Here is a 26,313-nt window from a genome sequence, read left to right as displayed (position 1 = left end):
ATGTCAGGCCACTCCAAATGGGCGACCACCAAGCACAAGAAAGCCATCATCGATAGCCGGCGTGCAAAGTCGTTCGCAAAACTGATCAAGAACATCGAAGTTGCTGCCCGCATGGGTGGCCCGGACCTTGCCGGTAACCCGGGCTTGGAACTCGCTGTCACCAAGGCAAAGAAGACCTCGGTTCCCAATGACAACATCGACCGCGCCATCAAGCGTGGAGCGGGCCTCACCGGCGAGGTAGTCGACTACACCGAAATCATGTACGAAGCCCGCGGTCCGCAGGGTTCGGCCCTGCTGATCGAATGTCTGACCGATAACAAGAACCGGGCAGCTTCAGAGGTGCGCCTCGCCATTTCACGCAACGGCGGCACCATCGCCGATCCCGGTTCGGTCAGCTACCTGTTTGCCCGCAAGGGCGTCGTGGTTCTGCCGAAGAACGGCCTCAGCGAGGATGACATCCTGATGGCCGTCCTGGAAGCCGGAGCCGAAGAAGTGAAGGACAGTGGCGAGAACTGGGAGATCCATTCCGAGCCTTCCGACCTTCAAGCCATCCGTGACGCCCTCAAGGATGCCGGCATCGACTACGAAACCGATGAGGCCGAGTTCGTACCGTCCATGCAGGTTGAACTCGATGTTGACGGTGCCAAGAAGTTCATGAAGCTCGTCGATGCACTGGAAGACCTGGACGATGTCCAGAACGTCTACAGCAATGCGGACTTCAGCGAGGAAGTGCAGGCTGCCCTCGACGCCGAGTAGGCCGGGGCAGCACACAATTTTGATATCAAACAGGAAGGCCCGGACTTGACTCTTCGCGTATTGGGAGTCGATCCGGGCCTTACCCGTTGCGGCATTGGCGTGGTGGACATCGAACGGAACCGCCGCGCCACCATGGTGGCCGTGGGGGTTGTTGGAACCTCGGCGGACTTGACCTTGGACAAGCGCTTACTGGTGATCGCCGAAGCCATCGATGAATGGCTCGACCGGCACGAGCCCGATGTCGTCGCCGTCGAACGTGTTTTCTCCCAGATGAACGTCAGTACCGTGATGGGTGTCGCCCAGGCCTCCGGCGTAGTGATTGCGGCGGCCGCCCGCCGGGGCATCCCGGTCGCGTTGCACACACCGTCCGAAGTCAAGGCCGCGGTGACCGGTAGCGGGACGGCCAACAAGGACGCCGTGACCAAGTTGGTGACCAAGATCCTGCGCTTGGATGCTCCACCCAAGCCTGCAGATGCCGCTGACGCCCTGGCCCTCGCCCTCACTCACGCGTGGCGTGCTGGCAGCGGAATGGGGGCGGCGGGTGGCGCTGTGGGTGCCGGTTCGCTGACTCCGGCGCAAAAGGCATGGGCCGAAGCCGAAGCAAAAGCGCGCCGTGGACGGTGATTGTGCGCCGTCCTTGCTAGGGTATTCGTAGATATGTTCGGATAGTCCGCATCGGGCCCTAACAGCTTTGGGCCGTATTAATTCAGGAGCCGGGTCTTGATTAGTTTTCTCCGTGGAACCGTAGCCCACGTGGGGTTGTCCACTGCCGTCATTGACCTCAACGGTGCGGGTATGAGCGTCTACGCCACGCCGCAGACCCTGAGCCACCTCAAAGTTGGAACCGAAGCCAAACTCTTCACTTCCATGATCGTCCGGGAAGATTCACTGACGTTGTTCGGGTTCTCGGACGACGACGAACGCGAAGTGTTCGATGTCCTGCTCAGTGTCAGCGGAGTGGGACCGAGGCTGGCGCTGGCCGTCCTGGCTGTGCACGAGCCCGAAGCAATCCGGGTGGCAGCGCACACCGGCGACGGCAAGGCATTCACCAAGGTACCGGGAATTGGCCCCAAAGTCGCCGGCCGGATTGTCCTGGAACTGGCGGGCAAGTTGGTCCCGCACGGGACAGGCACAACCTCGGCCCCTGAGGCCGCCATCAAGGCCGAATGGAAGCCGCAGGTAGTCGCTGCGATGACCAGCCTGGGCTGGTCCGAAAAAGATGCCACAGGAAGCATCGACAAAGCCATGGCCGATTCGCCGGAGCTGGTGGATGCAGGAAACGTGGCTCAAATCCTCCGCGCTACGCTGCGTTGGCTGGGCCAGGACGGCGCCCGCGCCGGCAACCGCGTAGGCAGCCGTGGCTGAGCAGTCTCTCGTCAGCGGGGGAGAGGAGCCGGAAGAGCGGGTTATTGAAGCCGCCCTCCGCCCTAAGAACCTGCACGATTTCGTTGGGCAACACCGCGTCCGTAAACAACTGGCGCTCGTCCTTGAAGCGTCAAAAATGCGGGGACGCAGCGCCGACCATGTCTTGATGTCCGGTCCGCCCGGACTCGGCAAGACCACGCTGGCCATGATCATCGCCGCGGAAATGAACGCGCCATTGCGCATCAGCAGCGGTCCGGCCATCCAACACGCCGGAGACCTCGCCGCCATCCTCTCGTCTTTGTCAGAAGGGGAGGTCCTGTTCCTCGACGAAATCCACAGGATGTCCCGTCCGGCCGAGGAAATGCTCTACATGGCCATGGAGGACTTCCGTGTGGACATCGTGGTGGGCAAGGGAGCAGGCGCTACCGCCATACCCCTTGAACTTCCGCCCTTCACGTTGGTAGGGGCAACTACCCGCGCCGGCCTCCTGCCAGGTCCCTTGCGCGACCGGTTCGGCTTTACCGGGCACCTCGAGTTCTACTCGGTTGCGGAGCTGGAACTGGTCCTTCGCCGTTCGGCCGGTCTTCTGGATTTGAAGGTGAACTCTGCAGGGTTTACGGAGATCGCCGGCCGGTCCCGTGGCACTCCCCGTATCGCGAACCGCCTCCTTCGCCGCGTCCGCGACTGGGCCCTGGTCCACGGCATCGAACAAATTGACGCCAGGTCGGCGTCGGCGGCTTTGGATATGTATGAAGTGGATGCCCGGGGACTGGACCGGTTGGACCGCTCCGTGCTTGAAGCGTTGATCACCAAGTTCAATGGTGGTCCTGTTGGCCTGTCCACTTTGGCCATTGCTGTAGGTGAGGAGCCGGAAACGGTGGAAACGGTGGCCGAGCCGTTCCTGGTGCGCGAGGGACTGCTGGGGCGCACGCCGCGGGGCCGCATCGCCATGGCATCGGCCTGGACGCATCTTGGTTATGCTGTGCCGGCCGGGGTGTTCGGACAGGACGCCCTGGCTCTCTTCGGCGACGATGAAAACCACGCCGAAAGCGTAGATACCATCGGTTAACACGCCGTGTTCAGCTTTTCCCTCTAGACTGGTATGACGCTCGGCACGTTCGAGTCCTTGATCCATGCGTCCGCCTCGCGGATCCGCCAGGGACGTTGCCGTGGACCAAAACGTAAGTACAGAACGGAACTTCCCTGTGGATCCAATGACCATATTGCTGTTCGTCATGCTTGGACTCTTTGTCTTCATGATGTTCCGCCGCAACAAGAAGACCCAGCAGCAACAGGCTGAGATGCAGTCCAAGTTCGCTCCGGGCGTCAACGTCATGACCAGCTTCGGTCTTTTTGGCCGCATCGTCTCCATCGACGAGGCCGAGAACAAGGTCGTCATCGAACTTTCCCCGGGTAACGAAGCAACGGTTCACCGCCAGGCCGTCACCAAGGTAGTGGAAACGCCTGCCGAGGAAGCCCCGGTTGTCCCGGACGATGCTTCCTCCCTGACCGCCGCAGAGGCTGAAGCTTCTGCCGCAGTTGAGACCCCGGAAGAAACCATTGCGCGCCTCAACAAAGAGGACAAGAAGGACAACTAGGATCGTCAGTCGCGGCAACACCGCGCAAGGCAACTTCTACGGCATCGGAAAGCCGCCGGCAGACGCTCACCAGCGTCAGCCGGCGGCTGTCCGGCGATAACAGGAAGATCGATAATGGCACGGACCGGCCCCAAAAATTCAGCCCGCAGGGTGCTGACCTGGCTTGGAGCAATATTCGTTGTACTCACCGCTGTCCTGGCTGGCGGAGTGGTAACTGGCAACGCCAGTTGGGCTCCCAAGCTGGCTTTGGACCTCGAAGGCGGAACCCAGATGATCCTGGCGCCCAGGGTTGAGGGATCCAGCGAGATTAATGAGGAGCAGCTCAACCAGGCTGTTGCCATCATCCGGCAGCGTGTGGATGGCTCCGGCGTTGCTGAAGCCGAAATCAGCACCCAGTCCGGCCGCAATGTTGTGGTCAGCCTTCCGGGAACTCCGTCCAAGGAAACCCGCGACTTGATACAGGCTTCGGCCGACATGAACTTCCGCCCGGTGATCACCTATGGCGATCCCGCCGCCGTTCCCGTGGAATCGCGCACACCGGATGACCAGTTGAACAAGCCGACGGCCGAGCCGGCCAACGCGAGTGATGTCAACTGGATTACCCCCGAAGTCCAGAAGGAATTCGAAGCTCTCGACTGCGTCAATCCTTCGACCGAAAGGCGTGAACGCTCCGATCCGGCCAAGCCCCTGGTGACCTGCGAAGCTGCCACGTCCACGACGCCCGCCATCAAGTACATCCTTGGGCCGGTAGAAGTCCGGGGCCAGGACATCAGCGACTCCACCTTCTCCCAGGTGCAGGGCGCGCAGGGTTCGGTCACCAACTCCTGGGGCGTGAACATTGTCTTTAACGCCGATGCCACAGAGAAGTTCAAGGCCGTCACCGAGCGGCTCAACCAGTACTACGTAGCGGCGCAGGCCCAAGGAACCGACGATCCCAAGTCGCAGTTCGCCATTGTCCTGGACGACAAGGTCATTTCCGCGCCCCGTTCCCTGGCAGTGATTACTGACGGACGCCCGCAGATCACTGGCAACTTCACCCAGGCGAGTGCCAAAGCGCTTTCCGACCAGCTTCGCTACGGCGCGCTTCCGATCAGCTTTGAGATCCAGTCGCAGGAGCAGATCTCGGCCACTCTTGGTGGCGACCAGCTTCGCCTCGGGTTGCTGGCTGGCATGATCGGCTTGTTCCTGGTGGTGGTTTACTCCCTCTTCCAATACCGGGCCCTTGGCCTGGTAACCATCGCCTCCCTCGTGGTGGCCGGTGTCCTGACCTATTTGGCCATTGCGATCCTCGGGTGGACCGAGAATTATCGACTCTCCCTTGCCGGTGTGGCCGGTTTGATCGTGGCTATCGGACAGACCGCGGACTCATTCATCGTTTACTTCGAGCGCATCCGCGATGAGCTCCGCGAAGGCCGTGGACTGGTATCTGCCGTCGAAAACGGCTGGAAGCGGGCAAAGCGGACGGTGTTGGCATCCAAGGCTGTCAACCTCCTGGCTGCACTTGTCCTCTACTTCGTCGCGGTTGGCAACGTGCGCGGCTTCGCCTTCACGTTGGGCCTGACGGCCCTGGCCGACCTCCTGGTCGTGTTCATGTTCACGCACCCCATGCTGCAGGTCTTGGCCCGTACCAAGTTCTTCGGAGAAGGACACCGTTTCTCGGGCCTTTCCCCGGACCGTCTTGGTGCAATTCCGCTGTACCGTGGCGCGGGGCGGCTCCGTACGCCCGATGAGAAGCCCACACCCGTGCGTGCGCGCAATACCGGTGCTGTTGCCGAAGCCGAACGTCGCATGACCATCGCCGAACGGCGTCTTGCCGAGAAGGGCCAGCTGACTGGTTCCTCCAAGGCAACCAAGGAGGAGAAGTAATGACTACGAGCTTCGCAACCTTCGGCCATGAGCTGTACACGGGCAAGCGCTCCTACAACTTCGTCAATTCGAAGAAGATCTGGTTCATTATCGCGGCTGTTGCCGTGGCCCTCTCCATCCTTATCCCGGTGGCCAAGGGCGGCTTCAACCTTGGCATCGAGTTCCGCGGCGGCTCGGAGTTCACCGTCTCCAACGTGAGCACCACCGATGCGAGCCTCGGCGAAAAGGCCGTGCACGACGTCGTACCGGGCGCCATTCCCCGTGTCGCAAACGTGGCGGGCAACACCATGCGGATTCAGACGGACCAGTTGACCGACGACGAGACGAACCGCATCAAGGATGCCCTCACCAGCGCTTACGGCGTCACTGAGAACGAAGTGACATCCAACTTCGTGGGCCCGACCTGGGGACAGGATGTCACCAGGCAGGCCCTCATCGGCCTGGTGGTGTTTGTTGGTTTGGCGGCTGTCCTCATGGCGCTGTACTTCAGGACCTGGAAGATGTCGTTGTCGGCCCTTGTTGGCATGCTCGTCACGATGTTCACCACAGCGGGCGTGTACGCCCTGAGTGACTTTGAAGTCACGCCGTCGGCCATCATTGGCTTCCTGACCGTCCTCAGCTACTCGCTTTACGACACTGTGGTGGTCTTCGACAAGATTCGCGAAAACACTGCCGACATTTCCACCTCAACGCGCCGCACCTTTGGCGAAGAGGTCAACCTGGCCGTCAACCAAACGCTGGTCCGCTCCATCAACACCATGATGGTGGCTGTACTCCCGGTGGCAGCGATCCTCTTCATCGGTGCCGGGCTTCTCGGTGCGGGAACGCTGCGCGACCTTTCGCTGGCATTGTTCGTCGGCATCCTGATCGGTACGGCGGCGACGATCTTCATTGCGGCACCCCTGTATGCATGGTTGCGACAAGGTGAGCCTGACCTTGTGAAGCAGGCCAAGAAGGTCAGCCACCGAAGGGCTGAAGCCACTGTTTAAGGCTGTAGTTTGATTGTGAGCCGGTCCCCGCGCCTATGCGGGGGCCGGCTCTTTGACTTGCCCGCCCGTTCGTCATGTGCTGCCCAGTTGCAGAAGCATTCACATGCGGGAATAGACTGGGAGAATTAAATCGGTTGTGAGGGGTACTTCTGTGGAAGAACGTGCGACGTCGGCACCACCGGCGGGCGGGGAAGACGGCCACAATGCTGTGGCGGTTCCGGCAACAAGCGTGGCTGGACGGACTGCAGGCGCGGTTCCGGTCGATACCCCTGGCGTGCGTCCCACCTTCCCCGGGCGGCGGGAGCGCACACGTTCCCGGCTTGCCCGGCTGACTGGCCGCGGTGTCGCTCCGTACTCTCCGATCCTGGAACCCTTGCTGCGGACGGTGCGGGCCAACAACCCCAAAGAAGATTTTGACCTGATCCAGCGGGCCTTCGCCGTTGCGGAGCGAAGCCACCAGGGCCAGAAGCGCAAGAGCGGTGATCCCTACATCACCCATCCTGTGGCGGTGGCCACCATCCTGGCTGAGCTCGGCATGACGGGTACCACGTTGGCGGCGGCGTTGCTTCACGACACCGTGGAGGACACCCCCTACACCCTCGCTGACCTGACACGGGATTTCGGTCCCGAGGTTGCCATGCTGGTGGACGGTGTGACCAAACTGGACAAGGTCAGCTTTGGCGAGGCCGCTCAATCGGAAACCGTCCGCAAGATGGTCGTGGCCATGGCCAAAGACATCCGCGTCCTGATGATCAAGTTGGCCGACCGTCTTCACAACGCACGCACATGGCGCTTCGTCTCTGCTGAGTCCTCCTCGCGCAAGGCCCGCGAAACCTTGGAAATCTTCGCGCCCCTGGCCCACCGCCTGGGCATGAACACCATCAAATGGGAGCTCGAAGACCTGTCCTTCGCCGCCCTGTACCCCAAGGTGTACGAAGAAATCGTGCGCATGGTGGGCGACCGTACGCCGGAGCGCGAAAAGAGCCTCAGCGTCATCCGCAACCAGATAGCGGATGATCTTCGGACCGCGCGGATCAAGGCGACCATCACTGGCCGGCCCAAGCACTACTACTCCATTTACCAAAAGATGATCGTCAGGGATAAGGACTTCGACGACATCAACGACCTCATGGGCGTGCGCGTCCTGGTGGACTCCGTCCGGGACTGTTACGCAGCCCTGGGTACCTTGCATTCGCGATGGAACCCCCTGCCGGGGCGTTTCAAGGATTACATCGCCATGCCCAAATTCAACATGTACCAATCTCTGCACACCACAGTGATTGGCCCGGGCGGCAAGCCCGTTGAGATCCAGATCCGTACCCATGAGATGCACCGCCGGGCAGAATACGGTGTGGCAGCGCATTGGAAGTACAAGGACCAACCCAACCGGACCGCGCAAGGCCCTGGCAGTCCTCGTGATGGCGACATGGGCTGGCTGAGGTCGCTGGTCGACTGGCAGCAGGAAACGTCTGATCCCGGCGAGTTCCTGGACTCCCTGCGATACGAAATCAACGCACGGGAAGTTTTCGTCTTCACACCCAAAGGCGAGGTCATGGCCCTTCCGGCGGGTTCCACTCCTGTGGACTTCGCCTATGCCGTCCATACCGAGGTGGGTCACAGGACCATCGGTGCCCGTGTCAACGGCAAGCTGGTCCCGCTGAACAGTGAGCTCAACCACGGCGATTGGGTGGAGATCTTCACTTCCAAGGCCGAAGGAGCCGGCCCCAGCCAGGACTGGCAACACTTCGTCAAGTCTGCGCGTGCACGCAACAAGATCCGGCAGTGGTTCACGAAGGAACGTCGCGAAGAAGCGATCGACCGGGGCAAGGACATGCTGACACGGGCAATGCGTAAGCAGAACCTCCCATTGCAACGCCTCATGACGCATGACGCACTGTCAGCTGTCGCCGAAGACTTCCACTACGTCGACATCTCCGGGCTCTACGCGGGCGTCGGTGACGGGCATACGTCCGCCCAGTCCGTCATGGAAAAGCTCGTCGAGCACTTGGGCGGCCATGAAACCCCGGACGAAGACCTCGACGAAGTCAGCATTCCCACGCAGGTTGCCAAGTCCAAGTTCTCGGACTCCGGCGTCATAGTCCGCGGCGTGGGCGATGTCTGGGTCAAGCTGGCCCGTTGCTGTACCCCGGTGCCACCGGACCCCATCCTCGGCTTCGTTACGCGCGGCTCAGGAGTATCCGTCCACAGGACAGACTGCACCAACGTCTCCGGGCTCCGGGACCAGCCGGACAGAATCGTCGAAGTGGAATGGGCTCCGACACAGTCAAGTGTCTTCCTCGTGGAAATCCAAGTGGAGGCACTGGACCGTAAATCCCTCCTGTCCGATGTGACCCGCATCCTGTCCGAGAACCACGTCAACATCCTCGCCGCCTCGGTTCACACCTCGAGTGACAGGGTGGCGATCTCGAAGTTCGCTTTCGAGATGGGCGATCCAAAGTACCTGCACCACGTACTGAACGCCGTGCGGCGCATCGACGGTGTCTTTGACGTCTACCGCACTACTGGCAACAGGCGCCGCAGCTAGTTCAGGACTGGGAAGCCAGCTGTGACAAGGTTTCCAGGGCACGCCGCTTGTGGGGTACCCGTGGGACTGCTTCGACGGCCAAGGTGAGCAGCCGCAGCCGGACACCCAGATCTTCCTTGTCCAGGAGGCGTCGAAGAGCAGGCAAGGCGCGATCGCTTTCGACGTGCAAGGCGATGTCTGCCGCGGTACGAAGAGGGCTGCTCACCAGCATTCCACCGAGGCTCACCACGTCCATCTGGCCCAGCCTCACCTCATGGAGACTGCACGCCGTGCTTCCCCGCAGGCTTGAGATGCGGTGCTTCGCGTCAACCAACAGGGACAGGTGTTCGGGCGGGTTTGCGCACCCATAGATCCAGGCTGCGGTGAGTCGGCCGGCAACTACCTTTGTCCGGATCCGTTCTGGAACCGTGAGGGCTGCTGCGCGGGCCCTGAGACGATGCGTGACAGCGATGCCCGGGGAGGCATAACTTTTGCCGTAGAGGGGCAGGAGAATGCCGTCAAAGGCCATGCTCTGGAGCTCGTTCCACGAAAAGATGAGACTGGGGGAGTAGAGCTCGGGGATGACAGGCTCCAAGAGGGACGGGGCAGCAGCAGCGGGGACCATCCACCGATCATTCCGTGCCCGCGACCTACGAGTACAGGCTCCGCCCCGGTTATGTGGATAACCGGAACAGAGCCTGCAGAATACCGAATCGTCAGGAGAAGCTAGGCGAGGTCGCTCGCCGAACGCTGGATCTGGTCCAGCCATGCCTGACGGGCTTCCAATGCCTCGCGTGCAGCCTTGATGCGTCGCTGGTCGCCGGCCTTCTCGGCCTTTTCAAGGTCGTCTGTGAGGCCGGCAATGGCGGCTTCGAGCTGTGAGAGCGCACTGTTGGTGCGGGCCTTTGTCTCGGGGTTGCTCCGGCGCCATTTCTCTTCCTCGGCCTCCCGGACTGCGTCTTCAACCTTCCGCAGTCCTGCCTCAATGCGGCCCATATCCCCGCGGGGAACCTTGCCTGCGTCTTCCCAACGGTCACGGATGGACTGAAGGGCCTTCTTGGCAGCGTTGAGGTCGTTGATGGGCAGCAGTGCCTGCGCTTCGGCTACCAATTGCTCCTTGACCACCAGGTTGGCCGTGTATTCCTGGTCGATCTGGTCATTCGCGGCCTGGCGGTTGCTGAAGAAGACATCCTGGGCGGCGCGGAAGCGGCCCCACAGTGCGTCATCGTCCTTGCGGCTGGCACGTGGAGTTGCCTTCCACTGGTCCATCAGCCTGCGGTACTCGCCGGCAGCGAATCCCCAGTCGGTGGACGACGAGAGGGCCTCGGCCTCGGCGATCAAAGCTTCCTTGGCGGACTTTGCAGCGGAATTGTTGCTGTCCAGTTGCGAGAAGTAGGCACGGCGGTGACGGTCGAACACTGTTCGAGCAGAACGGAACCGCTTCCAGAGGGCATCTTCGTTGCTCCGACCAAGCCGGACGCCGCTCTTCTGCGCGGCCTTCCAGGTCTCGAACAACTCGTTCATGCGGGCGCTGGAGGTCTTCCACTGGATCTGCGCGGGGTCCTGGCCGGCGATGGACTCTGCTTCGGCCACGATCGCTTCCCGGGCTGCAAGTTCAGTGGCGCGCACGGCGTCATGGGCAGCTTTCTCGGACTTTTCCAGTTCCACGACCTGGGTGGAAAGGGCGTCCAAGCGAGCCTCGGCGGAACGGATGTCGCCCACCATGTTGCGCTCAGCCAGCTGCTCACGAAGATGGGTGACGGTCTTCTGCATGTCCGTTGCGGGTGCCTTGGACTCCACGCGGTGTTCCAAAAGGACCACTTGGGCGATGATGTCGTCGAACTTCCGGGCGAAGTAACCCAAAGCTTCGTCAGGGCTGACGCCGGGGTATTGGCCAACGGCGATTTCTTCGCCGTCGAGCGTCAGGAAGACGTGGCCGTCACCTTCAGCCCGACCCCACTTGGCGGCCTCGGCGAGTGAGGCAGCGGACACAGCCGGGGCGGCAGGAACGACGGCGGCGGGAGCCTTGGGACGTGCTGCAAATGCCGCTGGGGAAGGAGCTGCGGACGGGACCGGGCGCGGTGCGGCCGGGGCGGCTGCGGCCGGTTCGGTTGCAGCCTCGGCATCGGTAGCTGGTTCCCCGGCCTCGGATGCTGCGGACTCAGCCTGGGTTGGCTCCGCAGCTGGTGCCGTTGCGTCGGGGGTCTCAGAACTGTTGGTGCCGTTTGCCTCGACCGCTTCTTCGTTGGCCACTACTGCTGTTTCGTCGGATTTCTGACTGTCTGTCACCGCTAAAAGTCTTTCGCTTGGAGGGACTGCTAAGGTAATGCACCCCGGGCCGGGGCCTGGAGCTGGTTACTTCAGAGAAAACGAGTCTATCGTGACAGGTGCCACAGGGGCGCCGTCGCTGGCGTTTTCGCCGGTTTTCAGGCCTGCGGCGGCGATGTTGGTGACCACGTCCAACCCGCTGGTTACCTTGCCCACGATGGTGTACCCGCCCGCGGCGTCTGCCGGGATGGTGGTGTCTTTATAGACGACGAAGAACTGGTGGCCGTTACCGTATGCGTCGTTCCCGGTGCGCGCCACGGCAATGGTCCCCGCAGGGTACTTGTTGTCTGCGGGCGCGTTTTCCAGTGGACCCCATCGGTAGTTGGGGTCGTCTGCCCCGTTTTCGTCGGTGGCGCCGCACTGCAGGAGCCCGAATGTTTCGGACGTTGTCAGGCGGTGGCAGAACTTCCCGTTGTAGTAGCCAGCGTCGCTCAGGGACTTGAAGACCGCGGCTGCCTGTGGTGCCGCTGTGCCGTTCAACTCGATTCCGACTACTCCGCCGTTCAATGCGAGCTCACCGGTAAAGGTCTTTCCCGCTGCCGTGTCAGGGCTGGGAACGTCGGGGCTGTTCGACGCAGAAGCCGACGGCGATGCTGAGGGGGAACTGAGGCCGGCCTCGGCCGCGGCAAACTCGGCCTCGGTGGGGTTGGAGCTGAAGGCCGTCAGTTGAAGCACGACGGCGAGGACCACGGCCGCTGCACCCGCGCCGACGGCGATGGTGTTGTCGCGTTTGCGCCGCTTGCCCTGTTCCTGCCGCAGGGCACGCTTGGCTTCCATCTGCCGAATGCGACGTTTCGCTTCGCGGTCATCCCGCGACCTTGTTGCCAAGAGTCCTCCTGATTGTGTCCACTTTCCGAGGCTGCCGACAGGAACCCGGGCATGCTGCATTAGATGTGCACGCGCGGAAAGCATAAACTGGCTGCCGCACATAGTTTATGCATGACCGGCTGGACGCCCGCCCTGTAAACGCCGAACGGGCGTTTAAAGCTGCCGGGCCGGCGTCGGCGTCAACTTTCTTCGAGGAGACTTTTCCACCATGGCTCGTACCGCCTCCCTGTCCGGATTCCCCGAGTGGCTTCCCCAGGAGCGGTTGGTGGAGCTGCATGTGCTGGACACGCTCCGGAAGACGTTCGAGCTGCATGGATTCTCCTCCATCGAGACCCGGGCGGTTGAAACGGTCGGGCAGTTGCTCCGTAAAGGCGAGATCGACAAAGAGGTTTACGGCCTGAGCCGGCTTCAGGACGATGAAGGTGAGGCGGCCAAGTCGGATAAGGCTGACCCCAATGCCCTGGCACTGCACTTCGATCTGACAGTTCCCTTCGCCCGTTACGTGGTGGAGAACGCCGGCTATTTGGCGTTTCCGTTCCGCCGCTACCAGATCCAGAAGGTCTGGCGTGGTGAGCGCCCCCAGGAAGGCCGCGCCCGCGAGTTTACGCAGGCAGACATCGACGTCGTGGGCGACGGAGAGCTCCCATTCCGCTACGACGTCGAGATCGCCTTGGTCATTGCCGAGGCCTTGAGCGCCCTGCCGATTCCGGATTTCCGGCTCCGGATCAACAACCGGAAGTTGGCCGAAGGCTTCTACCGCGGCATCGGCCTGACGGACACTGCAGGTGTCCTGCGCAGTATCGACAAACTGGAGAAGATCGGTGCGGCCAAGGTCGCTGAGCTCTTGAAGAGTGAGCTCGGCGCGACGGATGAGCAAGCAGGCCTTGCCTTGCAACTGGCGGGTATCCGCACGGAAGATACTTCGTTCGTCCAGCAGGTGCGCGCCCTGGGTGTCACTGACGAGCTTCTCGAAGAAGGTCTCAACGAACTGGAACAGGTCATCCAGGCGGCCGTCCTGCGCGCCCCCGGCAAGGTTGTTGCTGACTTGAGCATCGCCCGCGGCCTGGACTACTACACAGGGACCGTCGTTGAAACCGTACTGGTGGGGCACGAGCAGCTGGGTTCCATTTGCTCCGGCGGCCGCTACGACGCCCTGGCGAGCAAGGGCAACCGCAAGTTCCCCGGCGTCGGCCTTTCCATCGGTGTCACGCGGCTCGTTTCGCGCATCCTCAGCCAGGAACTGGCAACGGCCTCAAGGGCAGTGCCCACTGCGGTACTGGTCGCCCTGAATACTGACGACAGCTGGTCTGCGGCCCAGGACATTGCCGCGCAATTGCGTGGCCGGGGCATCGCTACCGAAGTCGCGGCGAAGGCTGAGAAGTTCGGCAAGCAGATTAAGTTCGCTGATCGGCGCGGTATCCCCTTCGTGTGGTTCACCGACGACGACGGCAAGCACCAGGTCAAGGACATCCGCACCGGTGAGCAGGTGGACGCCGACCCCGCGGAATGGACGCCTGCAGAAGAGGACCTGCACGTCCGCGTCACCACTGCCTGAGACACACAATGCTTGTCCTGCCTTATGGCAGGAGCCGTGGCCGGGGCGGGTAAACTCGGACGGGACCGCTTCGCAGTGGTCCCTCTAAATTTCATGCTGAAAGGAATGCTGTGCTGCGCACACATGACCTCGGATCACTTCGCTCCGAGCACATTGGACAAACCGTTACCCTGGCCGGCTGGGTGGGCCGCCGCCGTGATCACGGTGGCGTTGCATTCGTCGACCTGCGTGACGCGTCCGGTGTCGCCCAGGTGGTCGTCCGTGAGGAAGAAGTCTTCCACGGCCTGCGGAACGAGTACGTGCTGCAGGTGACGGGCACCGTCAACAAGCGTCCTGAAGGCAACGAGAACCCTGCACTGGCGACAGGCGACATCGAGGTTATCGCCGATCAGGTTGTTATTCTCAACACGTCCGAGCCACTCCCGTTCCAGATCGACGAGCACGTGGAAGTTGGCGAGGAAGCCCGGCTCAAGCACCGCTACCTGGACCTTCGCCGTCCCGGCCCTGCCCGCAACATGCGCCTTCGTTCTGAAGCCAACCGGGTAGCACGTGAACTGCTGCACCAGCGCGGCTACATCGAAATCGAGACCCCCACGCTGACGCGTTCGACGCCGGAAGGCGCCCGCGACTTCGTCGTTCCGGCCCGCTTGGCCCCGGGTTCCTGGTACGCCCTTCCGCAGTCGCCCCAGCTTTTCAAGCAGCTCCTCCAAGTAGGCGGCTTTGAGAAGTACTACCAGATTGCCCGTTGCTACCGTGATGAGGACTTCCGCGCTGACCGCCAGCCCGAATTCACGCAGTTGGACATCGAAGCCAGCTTCGTGGACCAGGACGATGTCATCGAGCTTGGGGAGGCGATCGTCAAGGCCCTGTGGCAGCTGATTGACGTTGAGATCCCCACTCCCATCCGCCGCATGACGTACCTGGACGCCATGGCCAAGTACGGCTCGGACAAGCCGGACCTGCGTTTCGGCGTGGAACTGACGGAACTCACGGAGTTCTTCAAGGACACCAATTTCGGCGTCTTCAAGGCACCGTACGTCGGCGCCGTGGTCATGCCCGGTGGCGCTTCGCAGCCCCGCCGAACCCTGGACGGTTGGCAGGAATTCGCCAAGCAGCGCGGACACAAGGGCCTGGCCTATGTCCTCTTCAAGGAAGACGGCGAGCTCGCCGGTCCCGTCGCCAAGAACCTCACGGACGAAGAGCGCGCCGGCTTGGCCGATGCCGTAGGTGCCAAGCCCGGTGACTGCATCTTCTTCGCCGCAGGTGAGAAGTCCGCCGCGCGCGCCCTCCTCGGTGCTGCCCGGGTTGAAATCGGTCACCGCACCGGTTTGATCGATCCCAAGGACTGGGCGTTCGTCTGGATCGTGGACGCTCCCATGTTCGAGCCCGCCGCCGCGGCCGTGGCTTCCGGTGACGTAGCTGTCGGAGGAGGCCAGTGGACGGCAGTGCACCATGCGTTCACTTCGCCCAAGCCTGAGTTCCTGGACACCTTCGATAAGGATCCGGAGTCCGCACTCTCGTACGCCTACGACATCGTTTGCAACGGCAACGAGATCGGTGGCGGCTCCATCCGTATCCACGAGCGCGAAGTGCAGGAACGCGTCTTCCAGCTCATGGGGCTGGACAAGGAAGACGCCGAGACCAAGTTTGGCTTCCTGCTGGAGGGTTTCAAGTACGGCGCTCCTCCGCACGGCGGCATGGCCCTTGGCTGGGACCGTGTTGTTGCCTTGCTTGCCGGCGTGGAGTCCATCCGCGACGTCATTGCGTTCCCGAAGTCGGGTAACGGCTACGACCCACTGACGGCGGCACCTGCGCCGATCACGCCGCAGCAGCGCAAGGAGGCCGGCGTCGACTTCAAGCCCGAGGCCAAGCCTGCCGCCAAGGCAGAATCGACGTCCGAATAGAACAACGCCCATAGGCTCCCCACTGCGGTGGGGAGCCTTTGGTGTTTCTGCCAGCGAAGGAGACGGGACTGTGGTTGACCAAGCGACCATCGAAACACTCATGGACAAGGCGTGGCCTGCCATCGAGCGGGAAGACCTTGAGTGCGATAGCACGGTGAAGTGGGTGCTGCGGGCCTCGGAGGGCGTAACGCAGCGCGCAAACTCTGTGTGGCCGATGGCGCCGGCATTCACTGCTGCCGCTGACTCGGACGTTCGCCTTACGCGATCCGTCCGTACCGCCTCGGAGTGGTACAGGCGTCGCCGGCTTCCCCTGATCTTCCAGGTGTTCGATGACTCCCGAAGCGCTGCCCTCAACGGCGTCCTGGACCGGCAGCGCTTCACCCGGCAGTCCGAAACGAAGATCATGGTCCGCGGCCGCGACGGTGTGCCGGCCAACCTTCCAGGGCCGGACGTGGAACTCAGTGATGTTCCCTCGGCGGAATGGCTCAGTGTGTGGTGGTCTGTCGACGGTCGTGGCGGCGACCCCGAACTTTCGGTCGCGCAAAAGATTCTCTCCGGTTGCCCGGCCGCGTACGCGTTGGTGAGGGACGACGACGGCGTTCCCGCCGCCGTCGGACGCCTCGCTTTGGTGGATGGCTGGGGTGGCATTTACAGCATGGCGACATCTGTGGAACACCGGAGGAAGGGCTACGGCACGCGCGTGCTGAACGGGTTGCTGGAGGCCGGTGCACAGCGGGGCCTCGAGGGTTTTTGGCTGCTGGTCACAGCCGCCAATCATGGCGCCCAGGGCCTATACGCCCAAGCAGGTTTCACGGAGCATGGCAGCTACTTGTACCGGCAGGCTCCCCTGAAACGTTCGGTCAGCGGCTGCTAACCAGGGGGATCCGTCACGGTGATCCGGATAGAGCAGGCGTCGGCGGCCGCTTTGGGAAGGGTCGCGGATTTGGCCGCCTGAACATCAAGGAAGGCCAGGCGTGTGCGGGCCCCCACGGCTTTAAGGGCGGGTTGCGCAAGGACCTGTTCCACCAGGGCCCTGTCACCGCCGGGAACGATGTATTCGATGTGTTGTCCGGCAAAGACTTTTGCCGCGTGCTCCGCTGTGGTCTTGGCGTCGATGAAGCGGTTGCCGCTCTTTGAAGCAAAGACGGTGGTTCCGCTGGCCGAGGCCAGGGCGTAGCCGCCGCGGCGAACCAGCAGCAGGCCGAGGGCGCGTTCCTGGGCGGCGAGTGATGCAAGGCGCTCAAGCCCAGTGGTTCCGCGGCCTGGTCTTCCATCTGCGGGCCAAGGCGGCCTCAGCAGTGCGGTGGCACCGTCAGCGGCATGCAGGAGGAGCCCGGCGTCGTCGAAGTTTTCAACCAGGGGCCCATGGCCGGCGGTGAACCTGTCCACCCACCCATGGATCCGCTGAGCCGGTACCAGTGCGGTGCGTGAGACGGTATTTGGTTGCTTCGGCGGTGGGGTGGATGGGGGGCGGTCCACGTCGATGTCTCCTTTGCTGGAACTATGAGTAGCCTATCCATGTGGAAGATCTCTTTGGTGCCGGTGCAGTCAACGACGACGAGTCGGAGGACCTGCCTGCCACCGGGGGACCTTCCGACGCCAATTGGATGGCCTCCCAGCGCAGTCCGTTGGCAGTCCGGATGCGCCCCCGTACGTTGGATGACGTTGTGGGGCAGCAGCATTTGCTGGGGCAAGGTTCCCCGCTTCGGCAGCTGGCGGCCGGTGCCGAGGCTGCCGGCCCCGCCGGCCCGAGCTCCGTGATCTTGTGGGGGCCGCCTGGAACCGGTAAGACCACGCTTGCCCATGTGATCGCACGGGGCCCCGGCAGGAAGTTCGTTGAATTATCCGCCATCACCGCGGGAGTCAAGGATGTCCGCCGTGTCATGGACGAAGCACTGACTGCGCGCGATCTTTATAAGAAGACCACCGTCCTTTTCCTCGACGAGATCCACCGCTTCAATAAGGCACAACAGGATGCCCTGCTGCCGGGCGTGGAGAACCGCTGGGTGGTGCTGGTGGCGGCCACGACGGAGAATCCGTCGTTCTCGGTGGTGTCGCCGCTGTTGTCGAGGTCGCTCCTGCTGACGCTGAAGCCGCTCACCGATGACGACATTTCAGGACTGCTTCAGCGGGCCGTCGCCGATGCCCGCGGCCTTGCCGGACGCGTGGAACTCAGTCCCGAAGCCTTGGACCACCTCGTTCGTCTCTCCGGAGGCGATGCCCGCAGGGCACTGACAGCCCTGGAGGCCGCCGCCGGTGTCGCGTTCGGTGACACCACCGCCGTCGGGACTTCCGACGCTGCCGGGGCGGATGGAGGCGGGCCCGGGCCGGATGGGGAGACTGACGACGGCGAACCGGGGCTCGCCAACGACGGCGCACCTGACGCCCCGGTACTGGTGGAACTACGCCACACCGAGAGGGCCTTGGATGCGGCAGCAGTTCGTTACGACCGGGCAGGGGACCAGCACTATGACGTGGCCAGTGCATTCATCAAGTCCATCCGTGGCTCTGATGTGGATGCCGCTCTGCACTACCTGGCGCGGATGCTCGAGGCCGGGGAGGACCCGCGGTTCGTTGCGAGGCGCATCGTGATTTCCGCGGCCGAAGACATCGGAATGGCTGACCCGACAGCACTGCAGACGGCGGTAGCGGCGGCTCAGGCAGTGCAGCTGATCGGCATGCCGGAGGGGCGGATCGTTCTCGCTGAAGCCGTGGTCCATCTGGCTACCGCGCCCAAGTCCAATGCCGCGTACATGGGTTTGAACAAAGCGGTGGCCGATGTCCGTGCAGGTTTCGGCGGCGGCATTCCCATGCATTTGCGGGATGCGCACTACCCGGGAGCCAAGCAACTGGGACATGGCAAGAGCTACAAGTACGCGCACGACGAACCCCACGGTGTGGCCACGCAGCAGTATCCGCCGGACGATTTGGTGGGCAAAGACTATTACGAGCCCACCAATAACGGAGCCGAAAGGGATATTGCGGCCAGGTTGGAGCGGCTCCGCAAGATCGTGCGTGGGGAGTAGCCGCGGACCCGTGCCTCAAGGCTGGGCCGCAGGGCAGCGGACTTGCCCATGGTAGGATTGATCCTTGTCTGGCATGGCCTGACGCACAATCCCACTGAAGATTCCTTCAACAGTGCTGTGCGCCCGGGCTAGTAGCAAGAGGCAGCGGTTGGCCGATGCTCTCCCTGATGGAGGCCAGTAACACTGACACACCGCAGTAATTGGAAGGACACAAGTGGCTAACAACACTCGTGCTCGCCGTACCGCACGCCTTTCGCGTGCCCTCGGTATTGCTCTGACCCCCAAGGCCGCCAAGTACATGGAGCGCCGCCCGTACGGCCCCGGTGAGCATGGCCGTGCCCGCAAGAAGCAGGACTCCGACTACGCCGTACGTCTGCGCGAAAAGCAGCGTCTGCGCGCCCAGTACGGCATCCGCGAAGCCCAGATGACCCGTGCCTTCGAAGAAGCACGCCGCACCAAGGGCCTGACCGGTGAAAACCTGGTTGAACTGCTCGAAATGCGTCTGGACGCCCTCGTGCTCCGTGCAGGCTTCGCCCGCACCATCGCACAGGCCCGCCAGCTGGTTGTGCACCGCCACATCATGGTTGACGGCATCCGCGTGGACCGCCCGTCCTTCCGCGTTGGCGAAGGCCAGCTCATCCACGTTCACAGCCGCTCCGAGGTCATGCCCCCGTTCCAGGTGGCAGCTGCAGGCGCACACGTTCTGAACAACGTGCCGGCATACCTGGACGTCAAGATCGACGCCCTGCAGGCACGCCTGGTTCGTCGCCCGAAGCGCTCCGAGGTCCCCGTGATCTGCGAAGAGCAGCTCGTCGTCGAATTCTACGCTCGCTAAATTCCAGCAGCGCATACAAAGAAGCCCGTGGCACATGCCGCGGGCTTCTTTGTATGTAAGGTACCGGTCCAAAGTAGGTAAGGTACTGGGGAGGCCTTGTCCAAAGCCGATATACGGCTGGTGCAGGGCAGCGCAACGACCCTAGGAGAAGAGTTCTATGTCTGGTGGCGACATCGCCGGCCTCATCGCAGCAGGAGTCTTCGCGCTCCTTGTGTTGTTGTTGGCTGTGCCAATCTTGAAGCTGGGCGGCGTTTTTGACGAGGTCCGCACTTCGATCCGGTCCATCAGCGATGGCGCGACGCCCCTGATGGATGAAGTGACCGCTACGGTCTCCACCACCAACCAGCAGCTGAAGAAGGTTGACGGCATCGCCTCCAACGTCTCGGACGCCTCGGCCAATATCTCCGCGTTGTCCTCGCTCGTGGCTGCCACGGTTGGTTCTCCCTTAATCAAGGTGGCCGCGTTCAGCTACGGCGTACGCTCGGCATTTGCTGGGCGCCGATCACCTACCTCCGGCCGCCGCAGCCGCTGAACTCAGTAGCCGCTGAACTATACGGGAGAGCAGAAACCCATGAAAAGAATTGCGTGGATGGGCATAGGCGTCGTCATTGGCGTCATAGCCTTCCGGAAGATCACCGAAGCCCAGGCCAACATCGGTCCCGAGGGCCTGAATCGTGCCGTGGGCCGGATGGCTGATGGTTTGTTCGATTTTGCCGACGCCGTGCGGGCGGGCATGCACCAGCGCGAAGAGGACCTGCGTGCGGCGTTGGGTATTGACGACGCCGGAACAGGCCGCCGCTAGCGGGAGCGGTTCGCTCCCGCGCCCTCAACAGGGCAGAATGGAAAACTGCGGAACGGCACCAGCCGGTACCGCGCACATCATGTGCAGTGAATTGAGAAGGGTAAGAAATCAGCTAATGAAGTCGCAGGAGATCACCAAACGCTGGGTGGACTTTTTTGTCAGCAAGGGTCACACCGCCGTTCCCTCCGCGTCGCTCGTTTCCAGCGACCCGTCCCTTCTCTTCACTGTGGCCGGAATGGTGCCGTTCATTCCGTACCTGACTGCGCGCGAAGAGCCCCCCTACAGCCGTGCCACGAGCGTCCAGAAGTGCATCCGCACCGGCGACATCGAGGAAGTGGGAAAGACGGCCCGCCACGGCACATTCTTCCAGATGTGCGGAAACTTCTCCTTTGGCGACTACTTCAAGGAAGACGCCATCAAGTTCGCCTTCGAGCTGCTCACCACGAGCGTTGACGACGGCGGCTATGGCCTGCCCGCCGAGCGCCTTTGGGTGACCGTCTACGAAGAAGACGACGAAGCCAAAGAACTGTGGCTCAAGAACACCGGGATCCCTGCTGAGCGAATCCAGCGCATGGGCAAAGCAGACAATTACTGGTCCACCGGCCAGCCTGGCCCGGCGGGCCCCTGCTCCGAGATCTACTACGACCGTGGCCCAGCCTACGGAATCGAAGGCGGCCCTTTGGCCGACGAAACCCGGTACATCGAGATCTGGAACCTCGTGTTCATGCAGTACCAGATCGAGAACGTCCGCTCCAAGGTTGACTTCGACATCGTCGGGGAACTGCCCCAGAAGAATATCGACACCGGCCTGGGCATGGAACGCCTCGCGATGATCCTCCAGGGCGTCGAGAACATGTATGAGACCGACCAGGTTCGTCCGGTCATCGACAAGGCCGCTGAACTGTCCGGCCGCGAGTACACCTCGGCTGAGTCCCCGGAAGACCCGCACCACACGGACGATGTCCGCATGCGCGTCGTGGGTGACCATATCCGATCTGCCCTGATGCTGATCGCTGATGGAGTTTCACCGTCCAACGAAGGCCGCGGCTATGTGTTGCGCCGCCTGATCCGCCGTGCCGTACGTGCCATGCGCCTGCTCGGCGTCGAAAAAGCCTGCCTGCCGGACCTTCTCCCCGCCTCACGTGACGCAATGAAGGGCGTGTACCCGGTGGTGGAGACCGATTTCGCCCGCATCAGCCGCATCGCCTATGCCGAAGAAAAGGCGTTCCTGCGCACCATTGCTTCCGGTACGGCCCGCCTGGAGGATGCCGTTGCCGAATCGAAGGCCGCCGGGGTTCCGTTGTCCGGTGCCGACGCCTTCGCGCTTCACGACACTTATGGTTTCCCCATTGACCTGACCCTCGAAATGGCGGAAGAAGCCGGGCTCAAGGTCGATGAGGCAGGCTTCCGCGCGCTCATGCTCGAGCAGCGCCAGCGTGCGCAGGCCGACGCCAAGGGCAAGAAGGGTGGCCATGCCGACCTCAGCGCCTACCAGGAGCTCCTCGGCAAGGGCGAGACCGTCTTTACGGGCTATGAAGAACTTGAGGGCGAGTCCAAGGTCCGTGGAATCGTCAGCGGTGGCCGGCCGGTAGCGCATGCCTCCACGGGCGACGAGATTGAGCTGGTCCTCAACGAAACCCCGTTCTACGCCGAAGCCGGTGGCCAGTCCGCTGACACCGGCCTCATCACCGGCGACGGTTTCGTGGTGGAAGTTTTGGACGTCCAGCGTCCCATCAAGGGCCTCAGCGTCCATAAGGCGATTGTCCGCGAAGGTGAGATTGCCTCTGACGCGCTGGTGCGCGCCGCCGTGGACCGTGAACGCCGGCATGCGGCCGAGCAGGCTCACACAGGAACGCACATCGTGCACGCCGCCCTGCACCAGATCCTCGGCCCGGAAGCCACCCAGCGCGGTTCCTACAACAAGGCCGGATACCTTCGCTTCGACTTCGCCTGGGGGGAGGGCCTCAGCACTGCCACGCGCTCCGAAATCGAAGAGGTCTCCAACATTGCCATTCGGAATAACTTCCGGGTGGACACCAAGGTGATGGGGCTCGCGGAAGCCAAGGCACTGGGTGCCATGGCGCTGTTCGGTGAAAACTACGGCAGCGAAGTTCGTGTCGTGGAGATCGACGGCGCCTGGTCCCGTGAGTTGTGTGGTGGCACGCACGTGTCCAACACCTCCCTGATCGGTAGCCTCTCGCTGCTGGGCGAGCAGTCTGTTGGCTCGGGAAACCGGCGCGTTGAGGCCTTCGTTGGCCTGGATGCCTTCCGTCACCTCGCCGCTGAGCGGGCACTGGTCACAGAGCTCACGGAGCTCTTGAAAGTCCCTTCCGGTCAGCTTGCGGACCGCATCTCCAGCACCCTGAGCAAGTTGAAGGCCACGGAGAAGGAACTCGACCGACTTCGCAAGGAGCAGTTGACCGCTGCGGCGGCCACTTTGGTGGGCACCGCCAAGGATGCCGCAGGCGTACGGGTCGTAGCCCACGACGCCGGTCAGGTTGGCGGAGCGGACGATCTCCGGAACCTCGCTTTGGACCTTCGCAGCCGGTTGGGCTCCGAAGCTGCCACCGTGGCCGTGGCCGGCATCAGCAATGACCGTCCCGTGATCCTCATCGCCACCAATGAGGCGGCCCGCGAAGCCGGCGTGAAGGCCGGAGCGCTGGTCCGACTGGCCGCAGGCATCCTTGGCGGCGGCGGTGGCGGCAAGGATGACGTCGCCCAGGGCGGCGGCGCCGACGCTGGGAAGGTCTCTGAGGCCCTCACAGCGGTGGTGGATGCGATAGCCAAGCGCTGACGGTGGCTGCAAGTACTCACGAGGACGTCTACCCCCAAGGCATCAAGCTGGGGGTAGACGTCGGTACCGTCCGGGTGGGCCTGTCCCAGTGCGATCCCGACGGAATATTAGCCACACCATTCAAAACCCTCGCGCGGGACGCCAAGAAGAACTCCGACGTCCGTGTCGTGGCCAGGCTTGCCGCGGAATTGCCCGCCGTGCAGATCTTTGTGGGCCTTCCACGCACCATGAAGGGTGAGGAACGAGCGTCGGCTGAGATGGCCAGCGGCTACGCCGAACTCCTCGCAAACGAGCTTGTGCGGGCCGGTTTGGACATCCCCGTGAACCTCGTGGACGAGCGGCTTTCAACTGTGACGGCACACCGCAACCTCCACCAAGCTGGCATGAGCAGCAAGAACCACCGTAAAGTGGTTGATCAGGTTGCCGCTGCTGGAATACTTCAGCACGCAATCGACATGCAAAAAGCCAGAGGATCGGATGTTGGCCGCCGAGTGCAGGCACCGGCGCAATCCGAAAAACCCAGCAGTGCCCCAACGCTGCGGGCTGCCTCCGGCAATGAACCCGATTCTTCTACGAGGGGACTGCAACTGTGAGCCCGGTCAACAACGACCCCTCCAGCGGTACCGCCGGCGGCGGTATGCCGCTGACCCGCAAAGAGCTGCGGGCGCGGGAACGATTCCTCGCCACGCAGAACCACAACGTCGTACCCGTTCCCGAAGCGACGCCGGGGGAGACCTCCGCGCCATCGGACGTTGAGCCTGAGCTGCCCCGTCCTGTTCCCGCAGTGCCTCCCGCACCGGTTGCTCCACCGGTGCCCGTGGCTCCACCAGTACCCGTGGCCAAGCCTGCTGCTCCAGCGCCTGTCGAGTCGAACCCCACTGAACCGGAACATGACGTTGAACCGGTGCAGGATGTTGAACCGGCGCAGGACGTTGTCCACCAGGAAAGCGAAGCTTCACAGGATATCGCCGGGCATCATGACCCTGAACATGTAGAAACTGAACATGTAGATCCAGAACACGTAGATCCAGAACACCTCGAGCCGGTCCCCGTTGACGCTGGTCACCTGCATGGCTTCGCTGAGCACGATGCCCACCACGGCTTCGAAGCCCATGACGATTACCATGGCGACCACCATGCCGATGATCACCTTCACGACGAGCATCACCATGACCTCATTGCGCCCGTCGAGCAAACTGCATCATCCAAAGCAGCCGCGAAGAAGGCCCGGCGTCGTCGTCGAGTCGTCGCACTCCTGATCACGCTCGGTGTCTTCGTAGCCGCAATTGCCATTGGCGCCCAGTTCCTCAAGCCTTTGCTGGGCATGGACAAGGTCACTGACTACCCGGGTCCGGGAACGGGATCGGTCACCATTACGGTTCCGGAGGGCTCCGGACCGAAAGCAGTGGGCGTTGAACTTGTCGAGAACAAAGTGGTGGCAGACGCCGATGCTTTCGTCAAGGAATTCCTTAACGACGGCGGTGAGCTGTCCCCGGGCGAGTTCACTTTCCGTACTGAGATGAAGAATTCAGATGCAGTGGACGTCCTGGTCAACAAGGACGCTTCGAAGGTGATGTATTTTGCCTTGAGTGCCGGCCTCCGCATCAATGAGTCCCTCGAAGCCATTTCCAAGGGCTCGGGTATTTCAATGCAGGAACTCAGCGGGTTCAACCAGGCGCCGGCACAGTTCGGTGTCCCCTCCAAGGCCAAGAACCTGGAAGGCTTCCTCGCCCCTGGTGAGTATCGCTTTGAGCTAGGCACACCGGCCAAGGACATCATCCAGAAGCTGGTCACCACTACGTTGGATGAACTTAAGTCCCAAGGAATCACGGATCCAGCGAAGCAGTATGACGCCGTGACCATCGCCAGCATCGTGCAGGCTGAGGGCGGGCAGGCCGACTACGGAAATGTGGCCGGCGCCATCTATAACCGGCTGAAGCCAAACAACGTGGAAACCAGCGGCCTGATCCAGTCCGATGCCACGGTGACCTACGGCCTGGGCAAGAAGTCCTTCCACCTCACTGAGGAAGAGAAGGCCGATAAGTCCAATACGTACAACACGTACGCCAACGTCGGCCTTCCGGCTGGACCGATCGGCTCGCCGGGCAAGACCGCCATCGATGCTGCGGCCAAGCCCACGCAGAATGACTACCTCTACTGGGTGACCATCAACCTGGACACCAAGGAGACCAAGTTCTCCAAGACCTTGGCTGAGCACAACACCTACGTTGAGCAGTACAACGCCTGGTGCCAGGCCAACGCTGGACGGTGTGTGTGAGTCGTCGGGCCGCCGTCCTGGGGCATCCGATCTCGCATTCGAAATCCCCGGCATTGCATACGGCTGCCTACGCCAAGCTCGGCGCGGACATCGGCTACTCGGCGATTGACGTCACCGTCGATGCCCTCCCGTCCTTCATGGACTCGCTCCGTGGTGACGACTCATGGTGCGGCCTGTCGGTCACCATGCCGTTGAAGTCAGCAATGGTCGGAGAGGTGGACGAGGTCCGCGGTGCCGGCGCCCACTTGGGCGTCATCAACACGGTGGTTTTCGAATACGACGGCGGGTTGGTACGTCGAGTGGGCTACAACACCGATGTTGCCGGAATCGTTGAAGCGGTCCGGTATGCGGGGGTTTCTTCGACTCCCCAAGCCGCAATCCTTGGTGGTGGTGGCACTTCGGCTGCCGCAGTTGCCGCCGTCAAGGAACTGGGTGGCAGCCACGTCGACGTTTTTGTCCGCGACCCAGGACGTGCCGGCGACGCGGAAGCCGCGGCCGCCGCCGTCGGAATCTCCGTCAGTATCCGGCCTTTGACTGAAGCGGCCACTGCCGTTGCGGGCGCGGATCTGGTGATTTCGACCTTCCCACCGCGAGCCGCAGACTCTTTGGCGCAGGAGCTCGCAGCGTTGCCGGGAACGGGCGCCGGTGTTCTGCTGGACGTCGCTTACGATCCCTGGCCCAGCAAGCTTGCGCAGGTATGGCACGGCCATGGGGGAGCCGTGGTTCCGGGTTTGGAGATGCTGATGTATCAGGCGGCAGAACAGATCAGTCGCTTCAGCGGCTGTGACGTGGATGCCGCCGTCATAGATGTGATGTGCGACTCAGTCGGGCTTCCCCGGCGAGTGTTCTAGAGGCCTTACATGGC

Annotated in this window: 23 protein-coding genes; 19 read left to right on the top strand and 4 right to left on the bottom strand. The window is 62.5% G+C overall.

Annotation, left to right across the window (positions count from 1 at the left end):
• From J3D46_RS17535 to J3D46_RS17500, 8 genes are all read left to right on the top strand, one after another.
• Entirely contained in the window at positions 1 to 756 is a 756-nt protein-coding gene (locus J3D46_RS17535) for a YebC/PmpR family DNA-binding transcriptional regulator (RefSeq protein WP_159699151.1), read from the top strand.
• 45 nt (positions 757 to 801) lie between these two features.
• Positions 802 to 1,380 (top strand): crossover junction endodeoxyribonuclease RuvC, encoded by a 579-nt coding sequence (ruvC, locus tag J3D46_RS17530; protein WP_231338579.1) that lies wholly within the window; start codon positions 802 to 804, stop codon positions 1,378 to 1,380.
• A 96-nt stretch (positions 1,381 to 1,476) separates the two neighbouring features.
• Positions 1,477 to 2,121: a Holliday junction branch migration protein RuvA gene (gene ruvA, locus J3D46_RS17525; RefSeq protein ID WP_231338578.1), complete on the top strand. Its 645-nt coding sequence runs from the start codon at positions 1,477 to 1,479 to the stop codon at positions 2,119 to 2,121.
• Positions 2,114 to 3,190 carry a Holliday junction branch migration DNA helicase RuvB gene (gene ruvB, locus J3D46_RS17520; RefSeq protein ID WP_253468301.1) on the top strand — a complete coding sequence of 359 codons (1,077 nt, stop codon included), beginning with the start codon at positions 2,114 to 2,116 and terminating at the stop codon, positions 3,188 to 3,190. The genes ruvA and ruvB overlap by 8 nt, the downstream gene beginning before the upstream one ends.
• Before the next feature lie 145 nt (positions 3,191 to 3,335).
• Complete coding sequence (yajC, locus tag J3D46_RS17515; protein WP_231338576.1) at positions 3,336 to 3,719, top strand: preprotein translocase subunit YajC; 384 nt, start codon at positions 3,336 to 3,338, stop codon at positions 3,717 to 3,719.
• Between the two features lie 114 nt (positions 3,720 to 3,833).
• Entirely contained in the window at positions 3,834 to 5,585 is a 1,752-nt protein-coding gene (gene secD, locus J3D46_RS17510; protein WP_231340045.1) for a protein translocase subunit SecD, read from the top strand.
• A complete protein-coding gene (gene secF / locus J3D46_RS17505; protein ID WP_253468300.1) occupies positions 5,585 to 6,574 on the top strand; it encodes a protein translocase subunit SecF in 990 nt (329 codons plus the stop codon). The genes secD and secF overlap by 1 nt, the downstream gene beginning before the upstream one ends.
• 151 nt (positions 6,575 to 6,725) lie before the next feature.
• A complete protein-coding gene (locus J3D46_RS17500; RefSeq protein WP_159699172.1) occupies positions 6,726 to 9,119 on the top strand; it encodes a bifunctional (p)ppGpp synthetase/guanosine-3',5'-bis(diphosphate) 3'-pyrophosphohydrolase in 2,394 nt (797 codons plus the stop codon).
• Position 9,120: 1 nt separating this feature from the next.
• Here the strand turns inward: J3D46_RS17500 and J3D46_RS17495 are convergent, their stop codons facing one another.
• From J3D46_RS17495 to J3D46_RS17485, 3 genes are all read right to left on the bottom strand, one after another.
• Entirely contained in the window at positions 9,121 to 9,723 is a 603-nt protein-coding gene (locus J3D46_RS17495; RefSeq protein WP_253468299.1) for a hypothetical protein, read from the bottom strand.
• A 101-nt stretch (positions 9,724 to 9,824) separates the two neighbouring features.
• Complete coding sequence (locus J3D46_RS17490) at positions 9,825 to 11,387, bottom strand: DUF349 domain-containing protein (protein ID WP_231340042.1); 1,563 nt, start codon at positions 11,385 to 11,387, stop codon at positions 9,825 to 9,827.
• 66 nt (positions 11,388 to 11,453) lie between these two features.
• Positions 11,454 to 12,254, bottom strand: a complete 801-nt coding sequence (locus tag J3D46_RS17485) for a peptidylprolyl isomerase (protein ID WP_231340041.1) — start codon at positions 12,252 to 12,254, stop codon at positions 11,454 to 11,456.
• A gap of 208 nt (positions 12,255 to 12,462) precedes the next feature.
• On the opposite strand from J3D46_RS17485, the gene hisS reads away from it, so the two are divergent.
• From hisS to J3D46_RS17470, 3 genes are all read left to right on the top strand, one after another.
• Complete coding sequence (gene hisS, locus J3D46_RS17480) at positions 12,463 to 13,809, top strand: histidine--tRNA ligase (protein ID WP_231340040.1); 1,347 nt, start codon at positions 12,463 to 12,465, stop codon at positions 13,807 to 13,809.
• Between the two features lie 110 nt (positions 13,810 to 13,919).
• Positions 13,920 to 15,713, top strand: a complete 1,794-nt coding sequence (aspS, locus tag J3D46_RS17475) for an aspartate--tRNA ligase (protein WP_231340039.1) — start codon at positions 13,920 to 13,922, stop codon at positions 15,711 to 15,713.
• Positions 15,714 to 15,783: 70 nt separating this feature from the next.
• Positions 15,784 to 16,587 carry a GNAT family N-acetyltransferase gene (locus J3D46_RS17470; protein WP_253468298.1) on the top strand — a complete coding sequence of 268 codons (804 nt, stop codon included), beginning with the start codon at positions 15,784 to 15,786 and terminating at the stop codon, positions 16,585 to 16,587.
• Here J3D46_RS17470 and J3D46_RS17465 read toward each other — a convergent pair.
• Positions 16,584 to 17,192, bottom strand: a complete 609-nt coding sequence (locus J3D46_RS17465; protein ID WP_231340037.1) for a Vms1/Ankzf1 family peptidyl-tRNA hydrolase — start codon at positions 17,190 to 17,192, stop codon at positions 16,584 to 16,586. The genes J3D46_RS17470 and J3D46_RS17465 overlap by 4 nt on opposite strands.
• A 41-nt stretch (positions 17,193 to 17,233) precedes the next feature.
• Here J3D46_RS17465 and J3D46_RS17460 point away from each other — a divergent pair, with 41 nt between their 5' ends.
• The 8 genes from J3D46_RS17460 to J3D46_RS17425 all read left to right on the top strand — a co-directional run bounded on the left by J3D46_RS17460 (position 17,234) and on the right by J3D46_RS17425 (position 26,299).
• The gene (locus J3D46_RS17460; protein WP_231340036.1) at positions 17,234 to 18,739 is read left to right on the top strand and encodes a replication-associated recombination protein A; all 1,506 of its coding nucleotides are present in this window, start codon (positions 17,234 to 17,236) and stop codon (positions 18,737 to 18,739) included.
• Positions 18,740 to 18,953: 214 nt separating this feature from the next.
• Positions 18,954 to 19,574: a 30S ribosomal protein S4 gene (gene rpsD / locus J3D46_RS17455; protein ID WP_011774968.1), complete on the top strand. Its 621-nt coding sequence runs from the start codon at positions 18,954 to 18,956 to the stop codon at positions 19,572 to 19,574.
• Positions 19,575 to 19,731: 157 nt separating this feature from the next.
• Entirely contained in the window at positions 19,732 to 20,106 is a 375-nt protein-coding gene (locus J3D46_RS17450) for a DUF948 domain-containing protein (RefSeq protein WP_231340035.1), read from the top strand.
• A gap of 39 nt (positions 20,107 to 20,145) precedes the next feature.
• Positions 20,146 to 20,376 carry a hypothetical protein gene (locus J3D46_RS17445; RefSeq protein ID WP_231340034.1) on the top strand — a complete coding sequence of 77 codons (231 nt, stop codon included), beginning with the start codon at positions 20,146 to 20,148 and terminating at the stop codon, positions 20,374 to 20,376.
• A 115-nt stretch (positions 20,377 to 20,491) separates the two neighbouring features.
• Positions 20,492 to 23,170 (top strand): alanine--tRNA ligase, encoded by a 2,679-nt coding sequence (gene alaS, locus J3D46_RS17440; protein ID WP_231340033.1) that lies wholly within the window; start codon positions 20,492 to 20,494, stop codon positions 23,168 to 23,170.
• Between the two features lie 2 nt (positions 23,171 to 23,172).
• Positions 23,173 to 23,763, top strand: coding sequence for a Holliday junction resolvase RuvX (gene ruvX / locus J3D46_RS17435; RefSeq protein ID WP_231340032.1), 591 nt, complete (start codon positions 23,173 to 23,175; stop codon positions 23,761 to 23,763).
• On the top strand, positions 23,760 to 25,448 hold the full coding sequence (gene mltG, locus J3D46_RS17430; RefSeq protein WP_231340031.1) for an endolytic transglycosylase MltG: 1,689 nt from the start codon (positions 23,760 to 23,762) through the stop codon (positions 25,446 to 25,448). The genes ruvX and mltG overlap by 4 nt, the downstream gene beginning before the upstream one ends.
• A complete protein-coding gene (locus J3D46_RS17425) occupies positions 25,445 to 26,299 on the top strand; it encodes a shikimate dehydrogenase (RefSeq protein ID WP_231340030.1) in 855 nt (284 codons plus the stop codon). Before mltG ends, J3D46_RS17425 begins: the two co-directional genes overlap by 4 nt.
• The last annotated feature ends 14 nt before the right edge of the window (positions 26,300 to 26,313 follow it).

The organism is Paenarthrobacter sp. A20, from assembly GCF_024168825.1.
Taxonomy (GTDB): Bacteria; Actinomycetota; Actinomycetes; order Actinomycetales; family Micrococcaceae; genus Arthrobacter.
This window is presented reverse-complemented; position numbering and strand designations above follow the sequence as displayed.

Excerpts from the sequence above, each read along its gene's own strand:
- J3D46_RS17535 (WP_159699151.1), top strand. The coding sequence starts at position 1 with ATGTCAGGCCACTCCAAATGGGCGACCACCAAGCACAAGAAAGCCATC.
- yajC (WP_231338576.1), top strand. The coding sequence starts at position 3,336 with ATGACCATATTGCTGTTCGTCATGCTTGGACTCTTTGTCTTCATGATG.
- secD (WP_231340045.1), top strand. The coding sequence starts at position 3,834 with ATGGCACGGACCGGCCCCAAAAATTCAGCCCGCAGGGTGCTGACCTGG.
- secF (WP_253468300.1), top strand. The coding sequence starts at position 5,585 with ATGACTACGAGCTTCGCAACCTTCGGCCATGAGCTGTACACGGGCAAG.
- J3D46_RS17495 (WP_253468299.1), bottom strand. The coding sequence starts at position 9,723 with ATGGTCCCCGCTGCTGCTGCCCCGTCCCTCTTGGAGCCTGTCATCCCC.
- hisS (WP_231340040.1), top strand. The coding sequence starts at position 12,463 with ATGGCTCGTACCGCCTCCCTGTCCGGATTCCCCGAGTGGCTTCCCCAG.
- J3D46_RS17450 (WP_231340035.1), top strand. The coding sequence starts at position 19,732 with ATGTCTGGTGGCGACATCGCCGGCCTCATCGCAGCAGGAGTCTTCGCG.
- J3D46_RS17445 (WP_231340034.1), top strand. The coding sequence starts at position 20,146 with ATGAAAAGAATTGCGTGGATGGGCATAGGCGTCGTCATTGGCGTCATA.
- alaS (WP_231340033.1), top strand. The coding sequence starts at position 20,492 with ATGAAGTCGCAGGAGATCACCAAACGCTGGGTGGACTTTTTTGTCAGC.